Source organism: Leclercia sp. W17, from assembly GCF_003336325.1.
Taxonomy (GTDB): Bacteria; Pseudomonadota; Gammaproteobacteria; order Enterobacterales; family Enterobacteriaceae; genus Enterobacter.
The window spans coordinates 3,993,334-4,007,952 of the sequence record NZ_CP031101.1 but is presented as its reverse complement, the minus strand read 5'-3'; the positions used below and the strand labels follow the sequence as shown (position 1 = coordinate 4,007,952).

Sequence of the window (14,619 nt, the reverse complement as noted above, 5' to 3'; positions counted from 1 at the left end):
AAATATGGCTTTTGTGAACTCATGCGCCAGGAGGATCCATTTGCTGGTATACTTCAGGGCTTATGAAGCGATGCTGGACGCGAATCCATAGGCATTGAGAAATTTGTTATAAAATCATACGGTTAGTAAAATGAAACATACTGTTGAAGTGATGATCCCTGAAGCGGAGATCAAAACGCGTATCGCCGAACTCGGTCGTCAGATCACCGAACATTATAAAGACAGCGGCAGTGAGATGGTGCTGGTGGGTCTGTTACGCGGTTCCTTCATGTTTATGGCCGATCTCTGCCGCGAAGTGCAGGTCTCCCATGAAGTCGATTTTATGACCGCCTCCAGCTATGGCAGCGGCATGTCGACCACCCGTGATGTTAAAATTCTCAAAGATCTGGATGAAGACATTCGCGGCAAAGATGTTCTGATCGTGGAAGACATCATCGATTCCGGGAACACGCTGTCAAAAGTACGCGAAATTCTCAGCCTGCGCGGCCCAAAATCGCTGGCGATTTGTACCCTGCTGGATAAACCGACCCGCCGTGAAGTGGACGTTCCCGTGGAGTTTGTCGGTTTCTCGATCCCGGACGAATTTGTGGTGGGCTACGGGATTGACTACGCGCAGCGCTATCGCCATCTGCCGTATGTCGGCAAAGTGGTGCTGCTGGACGAGTAAGGTAGGTATTGCCCGGTGGCGCTACGCTTAACGGGCCTACGGACTAAAAACGGCAACTTGCGTTGCCGTTTTGCGTTTACTTGTGGTTAACGTGCTTCTGGGTCAGGTTAGAGACACCCTGACGGTAGCGCTGCTCCAGCGTTTCCCGGTTGGTGGCGGTCACTTCCAGATCGCGCAGCAGGCCATCATGAATGCCATACGCCCAGCCGTGGATCGTCACTTTTTGCCCGCGTTTCCACGCCGACTGCATAATGGTGGAGTGGCCGAGGTTGTAGACCTGTTCCATCACGTTCAGCTCGCACAGGGTGTCCAGGCGGCGCTCCTGCGGCATTTGCCCCAGCAGTGAGCTATGTTTGAACCAGATATCACGAATGTGCAGTAGCCAGTTGTCGATAAGGCCCAGTTCCGGGTTTTCAACCGCTGCCTGCACGCCGCCGCAGCCGTAGTGACCACAAATGATGATGTGTTCGACTTCCAGAACATCTACCGCATACTGCACCACGGAGAGACAGTTCAGGTCGGTGTGGATCACCAGGTTCGCAACGTTGCGGTGAACGAAGAGTTCGCCAGGTTCAAGGCCGGTAAGACGTTCAGCCGGAACGCGGCTGTCGGAGCATCCAATCCAGAGAAAGCGTGGTTTCTGCGACTGAGACAGTTTCTCAAAAAATCCGGAATCTTCTTCCAGCAGCATCTTTGACCATAGTGCGTTATTGCTGATGAGTGTATCTATGTCATTCATGGAGGCTAACGGCCTGTAACCGAGTGATTGCGTTGCGCTACTATAGGGTAACCCGACTTTTAATGAAACCACACAACGTGTGTCAGAACTATAGGTAAGTTTATTTCATGGCGATTGCACTTGAGCTTGAGCAACTTAAAAAAACCTATCCGGGCGGCGTCCAGGCGCTGCGCGGGATAGATCTCAAAGTAGAAGCCGGTGATTTTTATGCGCTTCTGGGGCCTAACGGGGCAGGTAAATCCACTACCATCGGTATCATCAGCTCGCTGGTGAACAAATCCTCCGGCCGGGTGAGCGTGTTTGGCTACGACCTGGAGAAAGATGTGGTCAACGCTAAACGCCAGCTGGGGCTGGTGCCGCAGGAGTTTAACTTCAATCCGTTTGAGACCGTACAACAGATTGTGGTCAACCAGGCGGGTTACTACGGCGTGGAGCGCAAAGAGGCGGTCGCGCGCAGCGAAAAGTATCTTAAGCAGCTTGATCTGTGGGAAAAACGCAACGAACGTGCGCGGATGTTGTCCGGCGGCATGAAGCGTCGTCTGATGATTGCCCGCGCCCTGATGCACGAGCCCAAGCTGCTGATCCTCGATGAACCCACCGCCGGGGTGGATATCGAGCTTCGCCGCTCAATGTGGAGCTTTTTGAAGGACTTAAACGACAAAGGCACCACCATTATCCTCACCACCCACTATCTGGAAGAGGCTGAGATGCTCTGTCGCAATATCGGCATCATTCAGCACGGCGAGCTGGTGGAAAACACCTCAATGAAAGATCTGCTCTCCAAGCTGAAATCAGAGACGTTCATTCTCGACCTGGCGGCAAAAAGTCCGCTGCCGAAGCTGGTAGGCTATCAGTACCGTCTGGTGGATACCTCCACGCTTGAAGTGGAAGTGCTGCGCGAGCAGGGGATCAACAGCGTCTTCAGCCAGCTGAGCGAGCAGGGGATTCAGGTATTAAGTATGCGTAACAAAGCAAACCGACTGGAAGAGCTGTTCGTCTCGCTGGTCCATGAGAAACAAGGAGATCGCGCATGATGCAGCTTTACTGGGTGGCGCTGAAAAGTATCTGGGCCAAAGAGATCAATCGTTTCATGCGTATCTGGATCCAGACCCTGGTTCCGCCGGTGATCACCATGACCCTCTACTTTATTATCTTCGGCAACCTGATTGGCTCGCGCATCGGCGAGATGCACGGCTTTACCTACATGCAGTTTATTGTGCCGGGCCTGATCATGATGGCGGTCATCACCAACGCCTACGCCAACGTGGCGTCGTCGTTCTTCAGCGCTAAGTTCCAGCGCAACATTGAAGAGCTGTTGGTGGCGCCGGTGCCTACCCACGTCATCATTGCCGGTTACGTCGGGGGCGGGGTCGCGCGCGGCCTGTGCGTCGGCATTCTGGTCACCGCCGTTTCGCTGTTCTTTGTGCCGTTCCAGGTGCACTCCTGGCTGTTTGTCGGCCTGACGCTGCTGCTGACGGCGATACTGTTCTCCCTGGCAGGGCTGCTGAACGCGGTTTTCGCCAAAACCTTTGACGATATCAGCCTGATCCCGACCTTCGTCCTGACGCCGCTCACCTACCTCGGCGGGGTCTTCTACTCCCTGACGCTGCTGCCGCCGTTCTGGCAGGGGCTGTCACACCTGAACCCCATCGTCTATATGATCAGCGGCTTCCGCTTTGGTTTCCTCGGCATTTCCGACGTGCCGCTGGTGACCACCGTTGCCGTGCTGGTGATCTTTATCGTTGCCTTCTATCTGCTGTGCTGGAACCTGATCCAGCGCGGACGCGGGCTGCGTAGCTAACCATCAGGCCCGGCGGCGTTCTGCTGCCGGGCCGCTTTATTGACCACCGTCACCCCCATACCTTATCTCTCCCGCTACACTACCCCTTTCTGATGAGAGGTGACGATGCTGGGTTGGGTAATAACGTGCCATGAAGAACACGCGCAGCTGATGGCGGATCGGCTTGCCGCTCGCTTTGGGCCGCTGGTACAGTGCCAGGTGGTCAATTTCTGGCGCGGCTTAAGCTGCAATATGCTCAGCCGTATGTTATGTGATGCCCAGCACCATGCCGACAGCGGTGATGGGGTGATCTTCCTGACCGACATCTCCGGCGCTGCGCCCTATCGCGCAGCAGCGCTGCTCAGCCATAAGCATGAGAATTGCGAAGTGATCTCCGGGATAAGCTATCCGCTGCTGGAGATGATGTACCCCCTGCGTGAAACGACCGACAGCGCCAGCTTTCGTAACACCATCGTGGCCCGCGGCGCGCCGGACGTCAGCAGCCTTTGGCACCAGCAGCAGAAAAACCCGCCCTTCGTTCTGCTGCATGGACCGGAGAAATATTAAGCATTGGTATTACTGGCGCTTTTGCTACAATGTCGTCCGATTTTCGTACTGAATAACTCTCTATGTTCTCGCGTATTTTTCTTCTGCTTCTGCTGCTGGTTTCCGGCGGCGCTTCTGCCAGTCTGCTAAGCCCGCAAGGGGCTCCGGCCCGTTATATGCAAACCACCGAAGATGCCACCATCTGGGCGCAGGTAGGTAACCGCGTCGTGACCGTCGGCAATGTGCGCGCCGGGCAGATCATCGCCGTTTCTCCCACCCCGGCGGATTACTATGAATTCCGGTTTGGCTTTGGCACCGGTTTTATCGACAAAGGGCATCTGGGCGAAGTGCAGGGCAAACAGCGGGTGGAGGATAGCTTGGGCGATCTGAACAAGCCGCTCAGCAACCAGAATTTAATTACGTGGAAGGATACGCCGGTCTACAACGCGCCCAGCGCCGGTAGCGCCCCGTTCGGTACGCTGGCAGATAATCTGCGCTATCCGATCCTCAATAAACTCAAGGATCGCCTGAATCAGACGTGGTATCAGATCCGCATCGCTAACCGCCTGGCCTGGGTCAGCAGCCTGGATGCGCAGGAGGATAATGGCCTGCCGGTGTTAACCTATCACCATATCCTGCGCGATGAAGAGAACACCCGTTTCCGCCATACCTCAACCACCACCAGCGTGCGCGCCTTCAACAACCAGATGACCTGGCTGCGCGACCAGGGCTACACCACGCTGACCCTGTATCAGCTCGAAGGTTATGTGCGTAACAAAATGAACCTGCCCGCCAGGGCAGTGGTGATCACCTTTGACGACGGCCTGAAATCGGTCAGCCGCTATGCCTGGCCAATCCTCAGGCAGTACGGTTTTCACGCCACGGCGTTTATCATCTCCTCGCGGATCAAAGCGCATCCGCTGAAGTGGGATCCAAAGACGCTGCAGTTTATGAGCATTTCCGAGCTGCGGGAGATTCAGGATGTTTTTGACGTGCAGTCGCATACCCATTTCCTGCACCGGGTGGACAATAACCGCCATCCGATCCTGCTCAGCCGCAGTTATCATAATATCCTGATGGATTTCAAACACTCCCGCCGCGCGCTAGCGCAGTTTAACCCGCACGTACTGTATCTCTCCTACCCGTTTGGTGGTTACAACGATAACGCGGTAAAAGCGGCGAATGATGCAGGGTTTCATCTGGCGGTGACAACGGTAAAAGGCAAGGTAAAGCCGGGAGATAATCCGTTCCTGTTAAAGCGTTTGTACGTTCTCAGAACGGATTCTTTAGAGACCATGTCGCGGCTGATCAGCAATCAGCCGCAGGGGTAGCATCAGGCAACCTGAACCGGAATCGCTTTCGCGATACGTTTCATGTCGTTATCCCCTTCAAAGTAAGCAACTTTAGGCTGCCAGCGGCGCGCTTCTTCATCGGACATCATGACAAAGCTGGCGATGATGACGATATCACCCACGCTGGCGCAATGCGCTGCCGCGCCGTTCACGGAGATGATTTTAGAACCCCGTTCAGCCGCGATAGCATAGGTTGAGAAACGATTGCCGTTACTCACGTTCCAGATATCAATGGCTTCGTTTTCAAGAATACCCGCCGCGTCGAGAAAATCCTGATCGATCGCGCAGGAGCCTTCATAGTGCAGATCGGCCTGAGTGACCTTCACACGGTGAAGCTTACCTTGCAACATTTTGCGAATCATGATGTTACCTTTACTCTTCTTCGTAACCCACTTGCCTGCAAGTGGGAAGGGAAACTAATCCATTAGCTATCTATCAGCCCAGTCATTACTGAGCCAGTTCAACGACACTGTTGTCAATGAGGCGCGCCTGACCGAGCCACGCAGCAACCAGGATCACCGCGCGTTTGCTGGTGGCAGAGAGTTCCAGCAGCGTATCGGCATCGCGGATCTGAATATCATCAGCCCGGAAACCTTTGTCATTCAGCTCCTGTTCGGCAATGGCGATAATCTCTTCACTGCTCAGGGCTTTCTGCTGCAGCTTTTCAACCATCGCGCTCATCACCTTATACAGGCCCGGCGCGATTTTGCGCTGGTCAGCGGTGAGGTAGCCGTTGCGGGAGCTCAGCGCCAGGCCATCTTTGGCACGCACAATCGGCACGCCAACGATGTCAATGTCGTAGCCCATGTCGGCCACCATCTTGCGGATCAGTGCCAACTGCTGGAAATCTTTCTCGCCGAAACAGGCGATATCCGGCTGCACAAGGTTAAAGAGCTTGCTGACGATGGTGGAGACGCCGCGGAAATGACCCGGACGGCTGGCGCCTTCCAGCATGGTGGAGATGCCTGGTACGTCCACATAGGTCGTCTCTTCTGTACCCTTGGGATAAACATCATTCGGTGCCGGGGCGAAGACGAAATCGACCTGATGCTTTTTCAGCTTCTCGCAATCTTCCTGCAGCGTGCGCGGATAGCGGGCCAGGTCGTCGGCGCGGTCAAACTGCATCGGGTTAACGAAAATGCTCACCACCACCACATCGGCGCGGGCTTTGGCTTCGTCCACCAGCTTCATGTGGCCTTCATGCAGGTTGCCCATGGTGGGAACCAGCGCGATACGTTTACCTTCCTGGCGCAGGCGACGAATGTGCTGGCGCAGCAGCGGCAGAGTTTCAATGATTAGCACGACAAGACTCCTTACTGGAAACTGTGTTCTTCACCCGGGTAAACACCCGATTCAACGTCGGCAATATACTGCCTGACTGCGCCGCGCATGTCGCCTGCGTCGATAAGGAAATTCTTCGCAAATTTCGGGATATGCCCGCCGGTAATGCCAAAGGCATCGTGCATTACCAGGATCTGGCCGTCGGTGACGTTACCGGCGCCAATGCCGATCACCGGAATGGAGAGCGCCTCGGTAATACGTTTCGCCAGTGCAACCGGCACGCACTCCAGCACCAGCAGCTGTGCCCCCGCAGCTTCAATTGCCAGCGCATCATCAAGCAGCGTCTGGGCGGCGTCACCGCGCCCTTGCACCTTATAGCCGCCAAAGATATTGACCGACTGCGGGGTTAATCCCAGATGGCCGCAGACCGGCACCGCGCGCTCGGTGAGCATACGCACGGTCTCAACCAGCCAGGCACCGCCTTCTACTTTGACCATGTTGGCGCCGGCGCGCATCACCGTGGCGGCACTCTCAAACGCCTGCTCAGGCGTGGCGTAGGCCATAAACGGCAGATCGGCGAGCAGCAGACAGGCTGGCGCACCGCGGCGAACCGCCCGGGTATGATAAGCAATATCCTCGACCGTTACCGGCAGAGTGGAGTCATGTCCCTGGACCGTCATCCCTAACGAGTCGCCGACCAGCATGACGTTAATGCCCTCTTCGGCAAAGAGTTTGGCGAAGCTGTAGTCATAGGCGGTAATGGTGGCGAAGCGCTGCTTGTCCTGTTTGCATTTCTGCAGGGTGGCGATGGTGGTTGGTTTCATACTGTTTCCTGATAGCCCAAAGCGAATCTTTGCGCATTCTAACAGTAACATTCGGGGGAACAATGATTTTAGGCAACCGATTAACCACAAATATTTCGTGGTTAATCAACTAAAATTTGCTGTTACCAGTTGGCCGGTTTTTCGGCGTTAAGCTGCGTCAGCAGGGCGCTGAGACTTTCGCCGTCGGGGAAGATCAGATCGGGGGCGATTTCGAACAGTGGCCAGAGCATAAAGCCGCGGCGTTTCATGTCGTAATGCGGCACGGTCAGGCGTTCGGTGTTAATCACCGCATCACCAAACAGCATGATGTCTAAATCGAGGGTGCGCGGTCCCCAGCGTTCTTCTTTACGCACGCGCCCCTGCTGCAGCTCAATACGCTGGGTGTTGTCCAGCAGCGCCTCAGCGCTAAGGGCGGTTTCCAGCGCAATGGCGGCGTTGAGGTAGTCGGGCTGATCCTGCGGGCCCAGAGGAGGCGTACGATAGAAAGAGGAGAGGGCGACAACGCGGGTCTGCGGAATGTCGCCCAGCGCCTGGACGGCAGCATTGACCTGCTCCAGCGGAGAGGCCAGATTACTGCCGATGGCGATATAGGCCAGCGTCATGCGGCCCCTTCGCGGCGTGGAGCACGCTTACGTGGACGACGATGGCGGCGACGCGGCGCCGGCTCTTCATCGAGACCGGTCAGCATGTCCTTCTGTGCCGGTGGCGCAGAAACCTGGAACTCACCCCACCACTGCACCAGCGCCTGCAGCTCGCGGTTGTTCTCCGCTTCGGCACGCAGGGCCATCAGATCGTAAGCCGCACGGAATTTTGGATGCTCCATTAACTTCCATGCGCGTTTACCCTGACGACGGGACATCCGCAGCTGAAGCTGCCAGATATCACGCACCAGCGTGGTAATGCGTTTCGGGATCGCCAGCGAACGGCAGGCTTCATCCAGCACATCGTTAGCAGCCAGGGCGAAGGCATCGTAGTAGGCCAGACCGCTCTCCTGAGCAATCTTCTGCGCTGTTTCCAGCAGCGGATACCAGAACATCGCCGCAAAGAGGAATGCCGGGTTAACGCGCATGTCGTTCTGAATGCGGTTATCGGTATTCTTCAGCACCTGGTCGATGATACGTTCCATCGCGCTGTCACCTTTTTCGGTGAAGTTGCGCGTAATGGTCGGGAACAGGGGCTGGAACAGGCTGTATTCGCGCAGCAGCTGATAGGTGGCAAAACCGTGACCAGCCTGCAGCAGCTTCAGCGCCTCTTCAAACAGACGCGCCGGGGGCACATCGTTGATCAGCGTCGCCAGGCGCGGGATCGGCTCGGCGGTTTCCGGGCTGATGTGCATACCCAGCTTGGCGGCAAAACGCACGGCACGCAGCATCCGCACCGGATCTTCACGGTAGCGGGTTTCCGGGTTGCCGATCAGGCGAATCAGACCCGCTTTCAGGTCCGGCACCCCACCAACGAAATCGCGGACGGTAAAGTCAGCCACGCTGTAATACAGGCTGTTAATCGTGAAATCGCGACGCTGGGCATCTTCTTCGATAGAACCAAAGATATTGTCACGCAGCAGCATACCGTTCTGGCCGCGCTGGGAGGTGGTGCGATCGGTTGGCGTGCCTTCGTGATGACCACGGAAGGTAGCCACTTCGATGATCTCCGGCCCAAACATCACGTGAGCAAGACGGAAGCGGCGGCCAACCAGACGGCAGTTGCGGAATAATTTCCGCACCTGCTCAGGCGTGGCGCTGGTGGTCACGTCAAAATCTTTCGGCTTTTTGCCCAGCAACAGGTCACGCACCCCGCCACCAACGAGATACGCCTCATAGCCAGCTTTATTCAGGCGATAAAGCACCTTAAGGGCGTTTTCACTGATATCTTTGCGGGAAATAGCATGCTGTTCGCGCGGAATAACCGACATCGTATTTTGAACAATGACGTCATCCGCCATGCTCTCATCGCGGCTCAGCACCTTACGGCAAAAATTAGCGACTCGGGTAAAAATAGTACACCTCGGTAGTGTGTGTTTCAGAATTCAGGACAAAAAATAGCGGCTAATCATAGCTCAGCGAGACGCATTTGAGAATGCTGGATTTTCGGCACGCGAATGAGCGACCAGTTGGCCACCGCTTTTTCCAGCAATTCGTCGGTGCGCAGATCCTGCCACTCATTTGTTACATCCTGGTTTAGAAATTGTAAAGCATTGATAAGAACAGGGCGAGGATCGCCGGTCGGTAATGCGGGGGCATGATTCTGTTTCGAGAGTTTCATCCCTTTTTCATTCACCACCAGCGGCAGGTGAATGTAGTCCGGAACCGGCCAGCCAAACAGCCGGTAGAGCGAAATCTGCCGGACGGTAGGTTCAATCAGGTCGGCCCCGCGCACAATTTCGCTTACGCCCTGGAAATGGTCATCCACCACCACCGCCAGGTTATAAGCAAACAGCCCGTCCCGCCGATGGATAATGAAATCCTCGCCCGCCAGGCGCGCATCGGCGTGGAGCTCTCCCTGTAACCGGTCGGTAAAGCAGGTGACGGGATGCTGTTGCATCACGCGCACCGCCGCATTTTCCGGGCCGTGATGCAGGGTGCGGCAGTGGCCGTCATAGACGCCGCCGACGCTCTGAATGCGGGCGCGGGTGCAGGTGCAGTAATAGGAAAGGCCCTGGGCGTGCAGCCAGGCCAGGCGTTCCCGGTAGGCCTCGTGGCGTTGGGATTGCCAGAGAACTTCGCCGTCCCAGTGCAGGCCGTAATGTTCCAGTTGCCGCAGAATGGACTCTGCCGCACCGGGAACTTCACGCGGAGGATCGATATCTTCAATCCGCACGCGCCAGATACCCTGCCGGGCACGGGCTTGCAGATAGCTGCCAAGGGCGGCAATAAGCGAGCCGAAATGCAGTTCGCCAGAGGGGGATGGCGCGAAGCGCCCAATATAGTCAGCAGGCATAATTACACGGCGCAGAAAGTAATCAGGCGGGAGAGAACTCCCGCCTGTGGTAGCGTCATAACAGGGCTGGCATTAACCGGCCATCTGTTTTTCGCGGATTTCTGCCAGCGTTTTACAGTCGATGCACAGGTCGGCTGTCGGACGGGCTTCCAGACGACGAATGCCGATTTCGACACCGCAGGACTCGCAGAAGCCGAAATCTTCGTCTTCGACTTTTTTCAGCGTTTTCTCAATCTTTTTGATCAGCTTGCGCTCGCGGTCACGGTTACGCAGTTCGAGGCTGAACTCTTCTTCCTGGGCGGCACGGTCTACCGGATCCGGGAAGTTAGCCGCTTCGTCCTGCATATGTGTAACGGTGCGATCGACTTCATCCCGGAGTTGATTACGCCATGCTTCAAGGATTCGCTTGAAGTGTGATAGCTGGGCTTCATTCATATACTCTTCGCCCGGCTTCTCTTGATACGGCTCCACCCCAGCGATGGCGAGAATACTCAGGGACGATGTTTTACGGTTTTGCCCTTCTTGCATGTTGCTTCTCCTTAACACGCACTATCGATCCCCGTGTTGGGGGAAAAATCAGGCCGCTATAAATAGCAGATGCTTTTCCGTATGGCAATTATCTAAACGTAACACTTGACAAGCCTGTGAGGAAAAGCGTATTTGCGCACACGACCAGAATACTTATTAGCCAACGCTCAACCCCTTTCATAACGTGGCGGGGAGAGCGGATCTCAGAGTGATATTATCGGCAGAAAGTTCAGCTTTATACACCAAAACCTCTACCCCCTGCTTTTGTGCCTCATTCAACAGTTGCGCGTACTTAAGGTCAATATGGCGAGCAGGTGAAAATCGCCCAATTGCGCTGTGCAATACCGCAAATAACAATACGGCGCGTTTGCCCGCCGCCGCTACACTCATGAGCTCCCGGAGGTGCTTCTGCCCTCGCAGCGTCACCGCATCCGGGAAATAACCGTTATCTTTCTCAGCTAACGTCACTGATTTCACTTCAATATAGCACTCAGGGCGATCATCTGCCTGCAACATAAAATCGATTCTGCTGCTTTCGCTGCCATATTTTACTTCGCTTTTTAAGAGGTTATAGCCGCGCAGTTCCGGAATAAAATCCAGACTAATCGCCTCTTTGACCAGCTGGTTCGCTCGCAGCGTATTGACGCAAATATATTCTCCGTCCGCGGTCTGGGTTATTTCCCAGGTGTGGGGATATTTACGTTTGATATTACTGGAGGTGGAGTACCAGACGGTATCCCCCGGCGTGGCGCAGCCGGTCATCGCCCCGGTATTGGGGCAGTGCAGGGTCAGGGTTTCACCGTTGGGCGTTACCACGTCGGCAAGAAAACGTTTATAGCGTTGTATCAGCGTGGCGGGTTGTAGGGGAGGGGTAAACTGCATGCAAATTCCTTGTTATTCGGTAAGCGTCCAGCGCTGGAGCGGCGTGTAGCGCGTGCGCCCGCCTGCGAAACGGCTCTCGTAGAGGACAAAATCTTTCACCGCAAACGACCAGTGAAAACCCGGTGGCGGAATGGCGACGGCGTGGCTGGCATCGCGCAGTAGGGTGATATGCGGATGAAACGGCTGTGGGCTTTGATAGCAGCCGCTGCGCGCCGCCTGGGCCCGCAACATACTGGCTAGCTGTAATAACCCCCGCGGCGGCTGACGGGTACCCAGCCAGACCACGCGAGAGCGCAGCCACTGTCCGGCATCGTCCAGCGTCAGGGTAAACTCCGGCTGGCGGATGCGTCTGGCCATTGCCGCCAGCGCCTGCTGTTTCTCAGGGCTGACATCCCCTAAAAACGCCAACGTCAGGTGCAGGTTGCCGCCCGCCACTGGACGGCCCGCTTCCGGCGCAAAATGGTCGGCGCGCCAGCGGACGATCTGCCGCTGGAGCGGGGCAGGCATTTCAATGGCAAAAAACAACCTTTTTGACTCGGACATACGGCGCACTCGGTAATGAATTGTGGCGATGCTACAATGTACGCCGTCTAAAGTTAACCCTCTGGAGCCATTCGTGTCCTTGTTGCCGGTCGCCGCTGTCCTTCCCGATCTCCTTCTCGCCTTACAACATGCCCCCCAGGTGCTGCTGAACGCGCCAACCGGTGCGGGTAAATCGACCTGGCTGCCGCTGCAGATCCTGGCCCAGGGGGCGATCAACGGCAAAATTATCCTACTCGAACCGCGCAGGCTCGCGGCCCGCAACGTGGCGCAGCGCCTGGCGGAGCTGCTGGGGGAAAAGCCCGGCGAGACGGTCGGCTACCGGATGCGCGCCGAAACCTGCGTGGGGGTCAACACCCGGCTGGAGGTGGTCACCGAGGGGATCCTCACCCGGATGCTGCAGCAGGATCCGGAGCTTAACGGCGTGGGGCTGGTGATCCTTGATGAGTTCCACGAGCGCAGTTTGCAGGCGGATCTGGCGCTGGCACTGCTGCTGGATGTCCAGCAAGGGCTGCGGGACGATCTCAAACTGCTGATCATGTCCGCGACGCTGGACAACGAGCGGCTCCAGCGCCTGCTGCCGGAGGCACCCACCATTGTGTCTGAGGGCCGGACGTTTCCGGTGGAGCGGCGCTATCAGTCGCTCTCCACGCAGCTGCGCTTCGACGAGGCGGTGGCGGTGGCGACCGCCGAACTGTTGCGCCAGGAGCCGGGCTCGCTGCTGCTGTTCTTACCCGGCGTGATTGAGATCCAGCGTGTGCAGGAGCAGCTGTCACGTCGCGTAAGTGATGACGTGGTGCTCTGCCCGCTGTATGGCGCGCTGCCGCTGGCCGAGCAGCGTAAAGCGATCCTGCCAGCCCCGCCAGGGCAGCGCAAAGTGGTGCTGGCGACCAATATTGCCGAAACCAGCCTGACCATCGAGGGCATCCGGCTGGTGGTGGACTCCGCCCAGGAGCGGGTGGCGAATTTCGACCCGCGCACCGGCCTGACCCGTCTGTTGACCCAGCGCGTGAGCCAGGCCTCCATGACCCAGCGCGCCGGGCGTGCCGGGCGACTGGAGCCGGGTATCTGCCTGCATCTTACGCCGTTTGAACAGGCAGAACGCGCCGCGGCGCAGGGCACACCCGAAATTATGCAAAGCGATCTCAGCGGCCTGCTGATGGAGCTGTTGCAGTGGGGCTGCCGGGAGCCCTCGCAATTAAACTGGCTGGATCTGCCGCCTGCGACTAACCTTGCGGCGGCCCGGCGCTTATTAACGCAGCTTGGGGCGCTGGCGGGAGAGCAGCTCACCGCCTTTGGTCAGAAGATGGCAACGCTCGGCAACGATCCGCGGCTGGCGGCCATGCTGGCCAGCGCCGTGGGCGAAGACGAAATTGCGACGGCGGCAAAGCTGGCGGCTATCCTTGAACAGCCGCCGCGAGGCGCCAGCAGCGATCTGGCCCAGGCCTTTTCCCGCAATCAGCCGGAGTGGCAGCAGCGTGCCCGGCAGTTAAGTTCGCGCCTCAACAGCCGGGGCGGGGCGCCGGAGAGCGACCGGGTGCCCGCGCTGCTGGCGAAGGCCTTTCCGGACCGGATTGCCCGCCGCCGTGGGCTTGATGGACGCTATCAACTGGCGAACGGCATGGGCGCGATGCTGCAGAGCGACGACGCCATGACCCGTCACGAGTGGCTGATTGCCCCGCTGCTGTTGCAGGGCAGCCAGTCGCCGGATGCCCGTATTCTGCAGGCCATAGCAGTGGATATTGATACTCTGATCGCCGCTTCTCCGGGCCTGGTGGAACAGTCTGACACCGTAGAGTGGGATGAAGCGCAGGGCACGCTGAAGGCGCTGCGGCGTTCCCAGATTGGCCGCCTGACGGTGAGCGTTAAGCCGCTGGCGAAGCCCTCGGAAGAGGAGCTGCATCAGGCGATGCTTAACGGCATCCGCGATAAAGGGCTCAGCGTACTGAACTGGACCCCGGAGGCGGAGCAGTACCGGCTCCGCCTACACTGCGCGGCCCAGTGGTTGCCGGAGTACGCGTGGCCCGCGGTAGACGAAGCCTCGCTGCTGGCAAATCTGGAAAACTGGTTACTGCCGCAAATGAGTGGCGTACACTCCCTGCGCGCGTTAAAAGCGCTGGATGTTAAGGCGGCGTTACAGAACTTAACCGACTGGTCGTTACGCCAACGTCTGGATACCGAGCTTCCGGGGCATTACACTGTGCCCACCGGCAGCCGGATAGCCATTCGTTATCATGAAGATAATCCTCCGGCGCTGGCAGTACGCATGCAGGAGATGTTTGGCGAGGCGACCACGCCTGCCATTGCGCAGGGGCGGGTGCCGCTGGTGTTGGAGCTGTTGTCACCGGCCCAGCGTCCGCTGCAGATCACCCGGGATTTGGGTGCATTCTGGGCTGGCAGCTACCGCGAGGTGCAAAAAGAGATGAAAGGGCGTTATCCCAAACATGTCTGGCCGGACGACCCGGCAAATACCGCGCCGACCCGACGCACGAAGAAGTATTCGTAGCGCCACCCGGCAATACCCTCTGAGAGGGTAAATTTGA

General features: G+C 57.3%; 16 protein-coding genes. 6 read left to right on the top strand and 10 right to left on the bottom strand.

Going from position 1 to position 14,619, the window contains the following annotated elements; all coding sequences use genetic code 11:
• Positions 1 to 130: 130 nt before the first annotated feature.
• Positions 131 to 667 (top strand): hypoxanthine phosphoribosyltransferase, encoded by a 537-nt coding sequence (hpt, locus tag DVA44_RS19965; protein ID WP_103178304.1) that lies wholly within the window; start codon positions 131 to 133, stop codon positions 665 to 667.
• Positions 668 to 743: 76 nt separating this feature from the next.
• Here the strand turns inward: hpt and can are convergent, their stop codons facing one another.
• Positions 744 to 1,406, bottom strand: coding sequence for a carbonate dehydratase (gene can / locus DVA44_RS19960; RefSeq protein ID WP_103178305.1), 663 nt, complete (start codon positions 1,404 to 1,406; stop codon positions 744 to 746).
• A 107-nt stretch (positions 1,407 to 1,513) separates the two neighbouring features.
• Here can and DVA44_RS19955 point away from each other — a divergent pair, with 107 nt between their 5' ends.
• From DVA44_RS19955 to DVA44_RS19940, 4 genes are all read left to right on the top strand, one after another.
• Positions 1,514 to 2,440 (top strand): ABC transporter ATP-binding protein, encoded by a 927-nt coding sequence (locus tag DVA44_RS19955; RefSeq protein WP_103178306.1) that lies wholly within the window; start codon positions 1,514 to 1,516, stop codon positions 2,438 to 2,440.
• Entirely contained in the window at positions 2,437 to 3,207 is a 771-nt protein-coding gene (locus DVA44_RS19950; protein WP_103823275.1) for an ABC transporter permease, read from the top strand. Before DVA44_RS19955 ends, DVA44_RS19950 begins: the two co-directional genes overlap by 4 nt.
• Positions 3,208 to 3,312: 105 nt before the next feature.
• On the top strand, positions 3,313 to 3,753 hold the full coding sequence (locus DVA44_RS19945) for a PTS sugar transporter subunit IIA (RefSeq protein ID WP_114387929.1): 441 nt from the start codon (positions 3,313 to 3,315) through the stop codon (positions 3,751 to 3,753).
• A gap of 62 nt (positions 3,754 to 3,815) precedes the next feature.
• Complete coding sequence (locus DVA44_RS19940; protein WP_114387928.1) at positions 3,816 to 5,063, top strand: polysaccharide deacetylase family protein; 1,248 nt, start codon at positions 3,816 to 3,818, stop codon at positions 5,061 to 5,063.
• A 2-nt stretch (positions 5,064 to 5,065) separates the two neighbouring features.
• Here DVA44_RS19940 and panD read toward each other — a convergent pair whose 3' ends face one another.
• From panD to thpR, 9 genes are all read right to left on the bottom strand, one after another.
• Positions 5,066 to 5,446 carry an aspartate 1-decarboxylase gene (gene panD, locus DVA44_RS19935; protein WP_114387927.1) on the bottom strand — a complete coding sequence of 127 codons (381 nt, stop codon included), beginning with the start codon at positions 5,444 to 5,446 and terminating at the stop codon, positions 5,066 to 5,068.
• A gap of 85 nt (positions 5,447 to 5,531) precedes the next feature.
• Positions 5,532 to 6,386 (bottom strand): pantoate--beta-alanine ligase, encoded by an 855-nt coding sequence (gene panC / locus DVA44_RS19930; RefSeq protein ID WP_114315871.1) that lies wholly within the window; start codon positions 6,384 to 6,386, stop codon positions 5,532 to 5,534.
• Between the two features lie 11 nt (positions 6,387 to 6,397).
• Positions 6,398 to 7,189, bottom strand: a complete 792-nt coding sequence (panB, locus tag DVA44_RS19925; RefSeq protein ID WP_114387926.1) for a 3-methyl-2-oxobutanoate hydroxymethyltransferase — start codon at positions 7,187 to 7,189, stop codon at positions 6,398 to 6,400.
• 122 nt (positions 7,190 to 7,311) lie between these two features.
• Entirely contained in the window at positions 7,312 to 7,791 is a 480-nt protein-coding gene (gene folK, locus DVA44_RS19920; RefSeq protein WP_103823280.1) for a 2-amino-4-hydroxy-6-hydroxymethyldihydropteridine diphosphokinase, read from the bottom strand.
• Positions 7,788 to 9,185, bottom strand: coding sequence for a polynucleotide adenylyltransferase PcnB (pcnB, locus tag DVA44_RS19915; protein WP_210405546.1), 1,398 nt, complete (start codon positions 9,183 to 9,185; stop codon positions 7,788 to 7,790). The genes folK and pcnB overlap by 4 nt, the downstream gene beginning before the upstream one ends.
• A 53-nt stretch (positions 9,186 to 9,238) precedes the next feature.
• The gene (gene gluQRS / locus DVA44_RS19910; protein ID WP_114387925.1) at positions 9,239 to 10,126 is read right to left on the bottom strand and encodes a tRNA glutamyl-Q(34) synthetase GluQRS; all 888 of its coding nucleotides are present in this window, start codon (positions 10,124 to 10,126) and stop codon (positions 9,239 to 9,241) included.
• A gap of 72 nt (positions 10,127 to 10,198) precedes the next feature.
• On the bottom strand, positions 10,199 to 10,654 hold the full coding sequence (gene dksA, locus DVA44_RS19905) for an RNA polymerase-binding protein DksA (protein WP_012016093.1): 456 nt from the start codon (positions 10,652 to 10,654) through the stop codon (positions 10,199 to 10,201).
• A 177-nt stretch (positions 10,655 to 10,831) separates the two neighbouring features.
• The gene (sfsA, locus tag DVA44_RS19900) at positions 10,832 to 11,536 is read right to left on the bottom strand and encodes a DNA/RNA nuclease SfsA (RefSeq protein WP_114387924.1); all 705 of its coding nucleotides are present in this window, start codon (positions 11,534 to 11,536) and stop codon (positions 10,832 to 10,834) included.
• A gap of 12 nt (positions 11,537 to 11,548) precedes the next feature.
• On the bottom strand, positions 11,549 to 12,079 hold the full coding sequence (gene thpR / locus DVA44_RS19895) for an RNA 2',3'-cyclic phosphodiesterase (RefSeq protein ID WP_114387923.1): 531 nt from the start codon (positions 12,077 to 12,079) through the stop codon (positions 11,549 to 11,551).
• A gap of 73 nt (positions 12,080 to 12,152) precedes the next feature.
• Between thpR and hrpB the strand changes: the two genes are divergently transcribed.
• A complete protein-coding gene (hrpB, locus tag DVA44_RS19890; RefSeq protein WP_114387922.1) occupies positions 12,153 to 14,582 on the top strand; it encodes an ATP-dependent helicase HrpB in 2,430 nt (809 codons plus the stop codon).
• The last annotated feature ends 37 nt before the right edge of the window (positions 14,583 to 14,619 follow it).

Coding starts and splice junctions, on each gene's coding strand:
- thpR (WP_114387923.1), bottom strand. CDS start 12,079: ATGTCCGAGTCAAAAAGGTTGTTTTTTGCCATTGAAATGCCTGCCCCG.
- DVA44_RS19955 (WP_103178306.1), top strand. CDS start 1,514: ATGGCGATTGCACTTGAGCTTGAGCAACTTAAAAAAACCTATCCGGGC.
- can (WP_103178305.1), bottom strand. CDS start 1,406: ATGAATGACATAGATACACTCATCAGCAATAACGCACTATGGTCAAAG.
- DVA44_RS19940 (WP_114387928.1), top strand. CDS start 3,816: ATGTTCTCGCGTATTTTTCTTCTGCTTCTGCTGCTGGTTTCCGGCGGC.
- folK (WP_103823280.1), bottom strand. CDS start 7,791: ATGACGCTGGCCTATATCGCCATCGGCAGTAATCTGGCCTCTCCGCTG.
- DVA44_RS19950 (WP_103823275.1), top strand. CDS start 2,437: ATGATGCAGCTTTACTGGGTGGCGCTGAAAAGTATCTGGGCCAAAGAG.
- dksA (WP_012016093.1), bottom strand. CDS start 10,654: ATGCAAGAAGGGCAAAACCGTAAAACATCGTCCCTGAGTATTCTCGCC.
- sfsA (WP_114387924.1), bottom strand. CDS start 11,536: ATGCAGTTTACCCCTCCCCTACAACCCGCCACGCTGATACAACGCTAT.
- gluQRS (WP_114387925.1), bottom strand. CDS start 10,126: ATGCCTGCTGACTATATTGGGCGCTTCGCGCCATCCCCCTCTGGCGAA.
- panD (WP_114387927.1), bottom strand. CDS start 5,446: ATGATTCGCAAAATGTTGCAAGGTAAGCTTCACCGTGTGAAGGTCACT.
- hpt (WP_103178304.1), top strand. CDS start 131: ATGAAACATACTGTTGAAGTGATGATCCCTGAAGCGGAGATCAAAACG.
- panB (WP_114387926.1), bottom strand. CDS start 7,189: ATGAAACCAACCACCATCGCCACCCTGCAGAAATGCAAACAGGACAAG.
- DVA44_RS19945 (WP_114387929.1), top strand. CDS start 3,313: ATGCTGGGTTGGGTAATAACGTGCCATGAAGAACACGCGCAGCTGATG.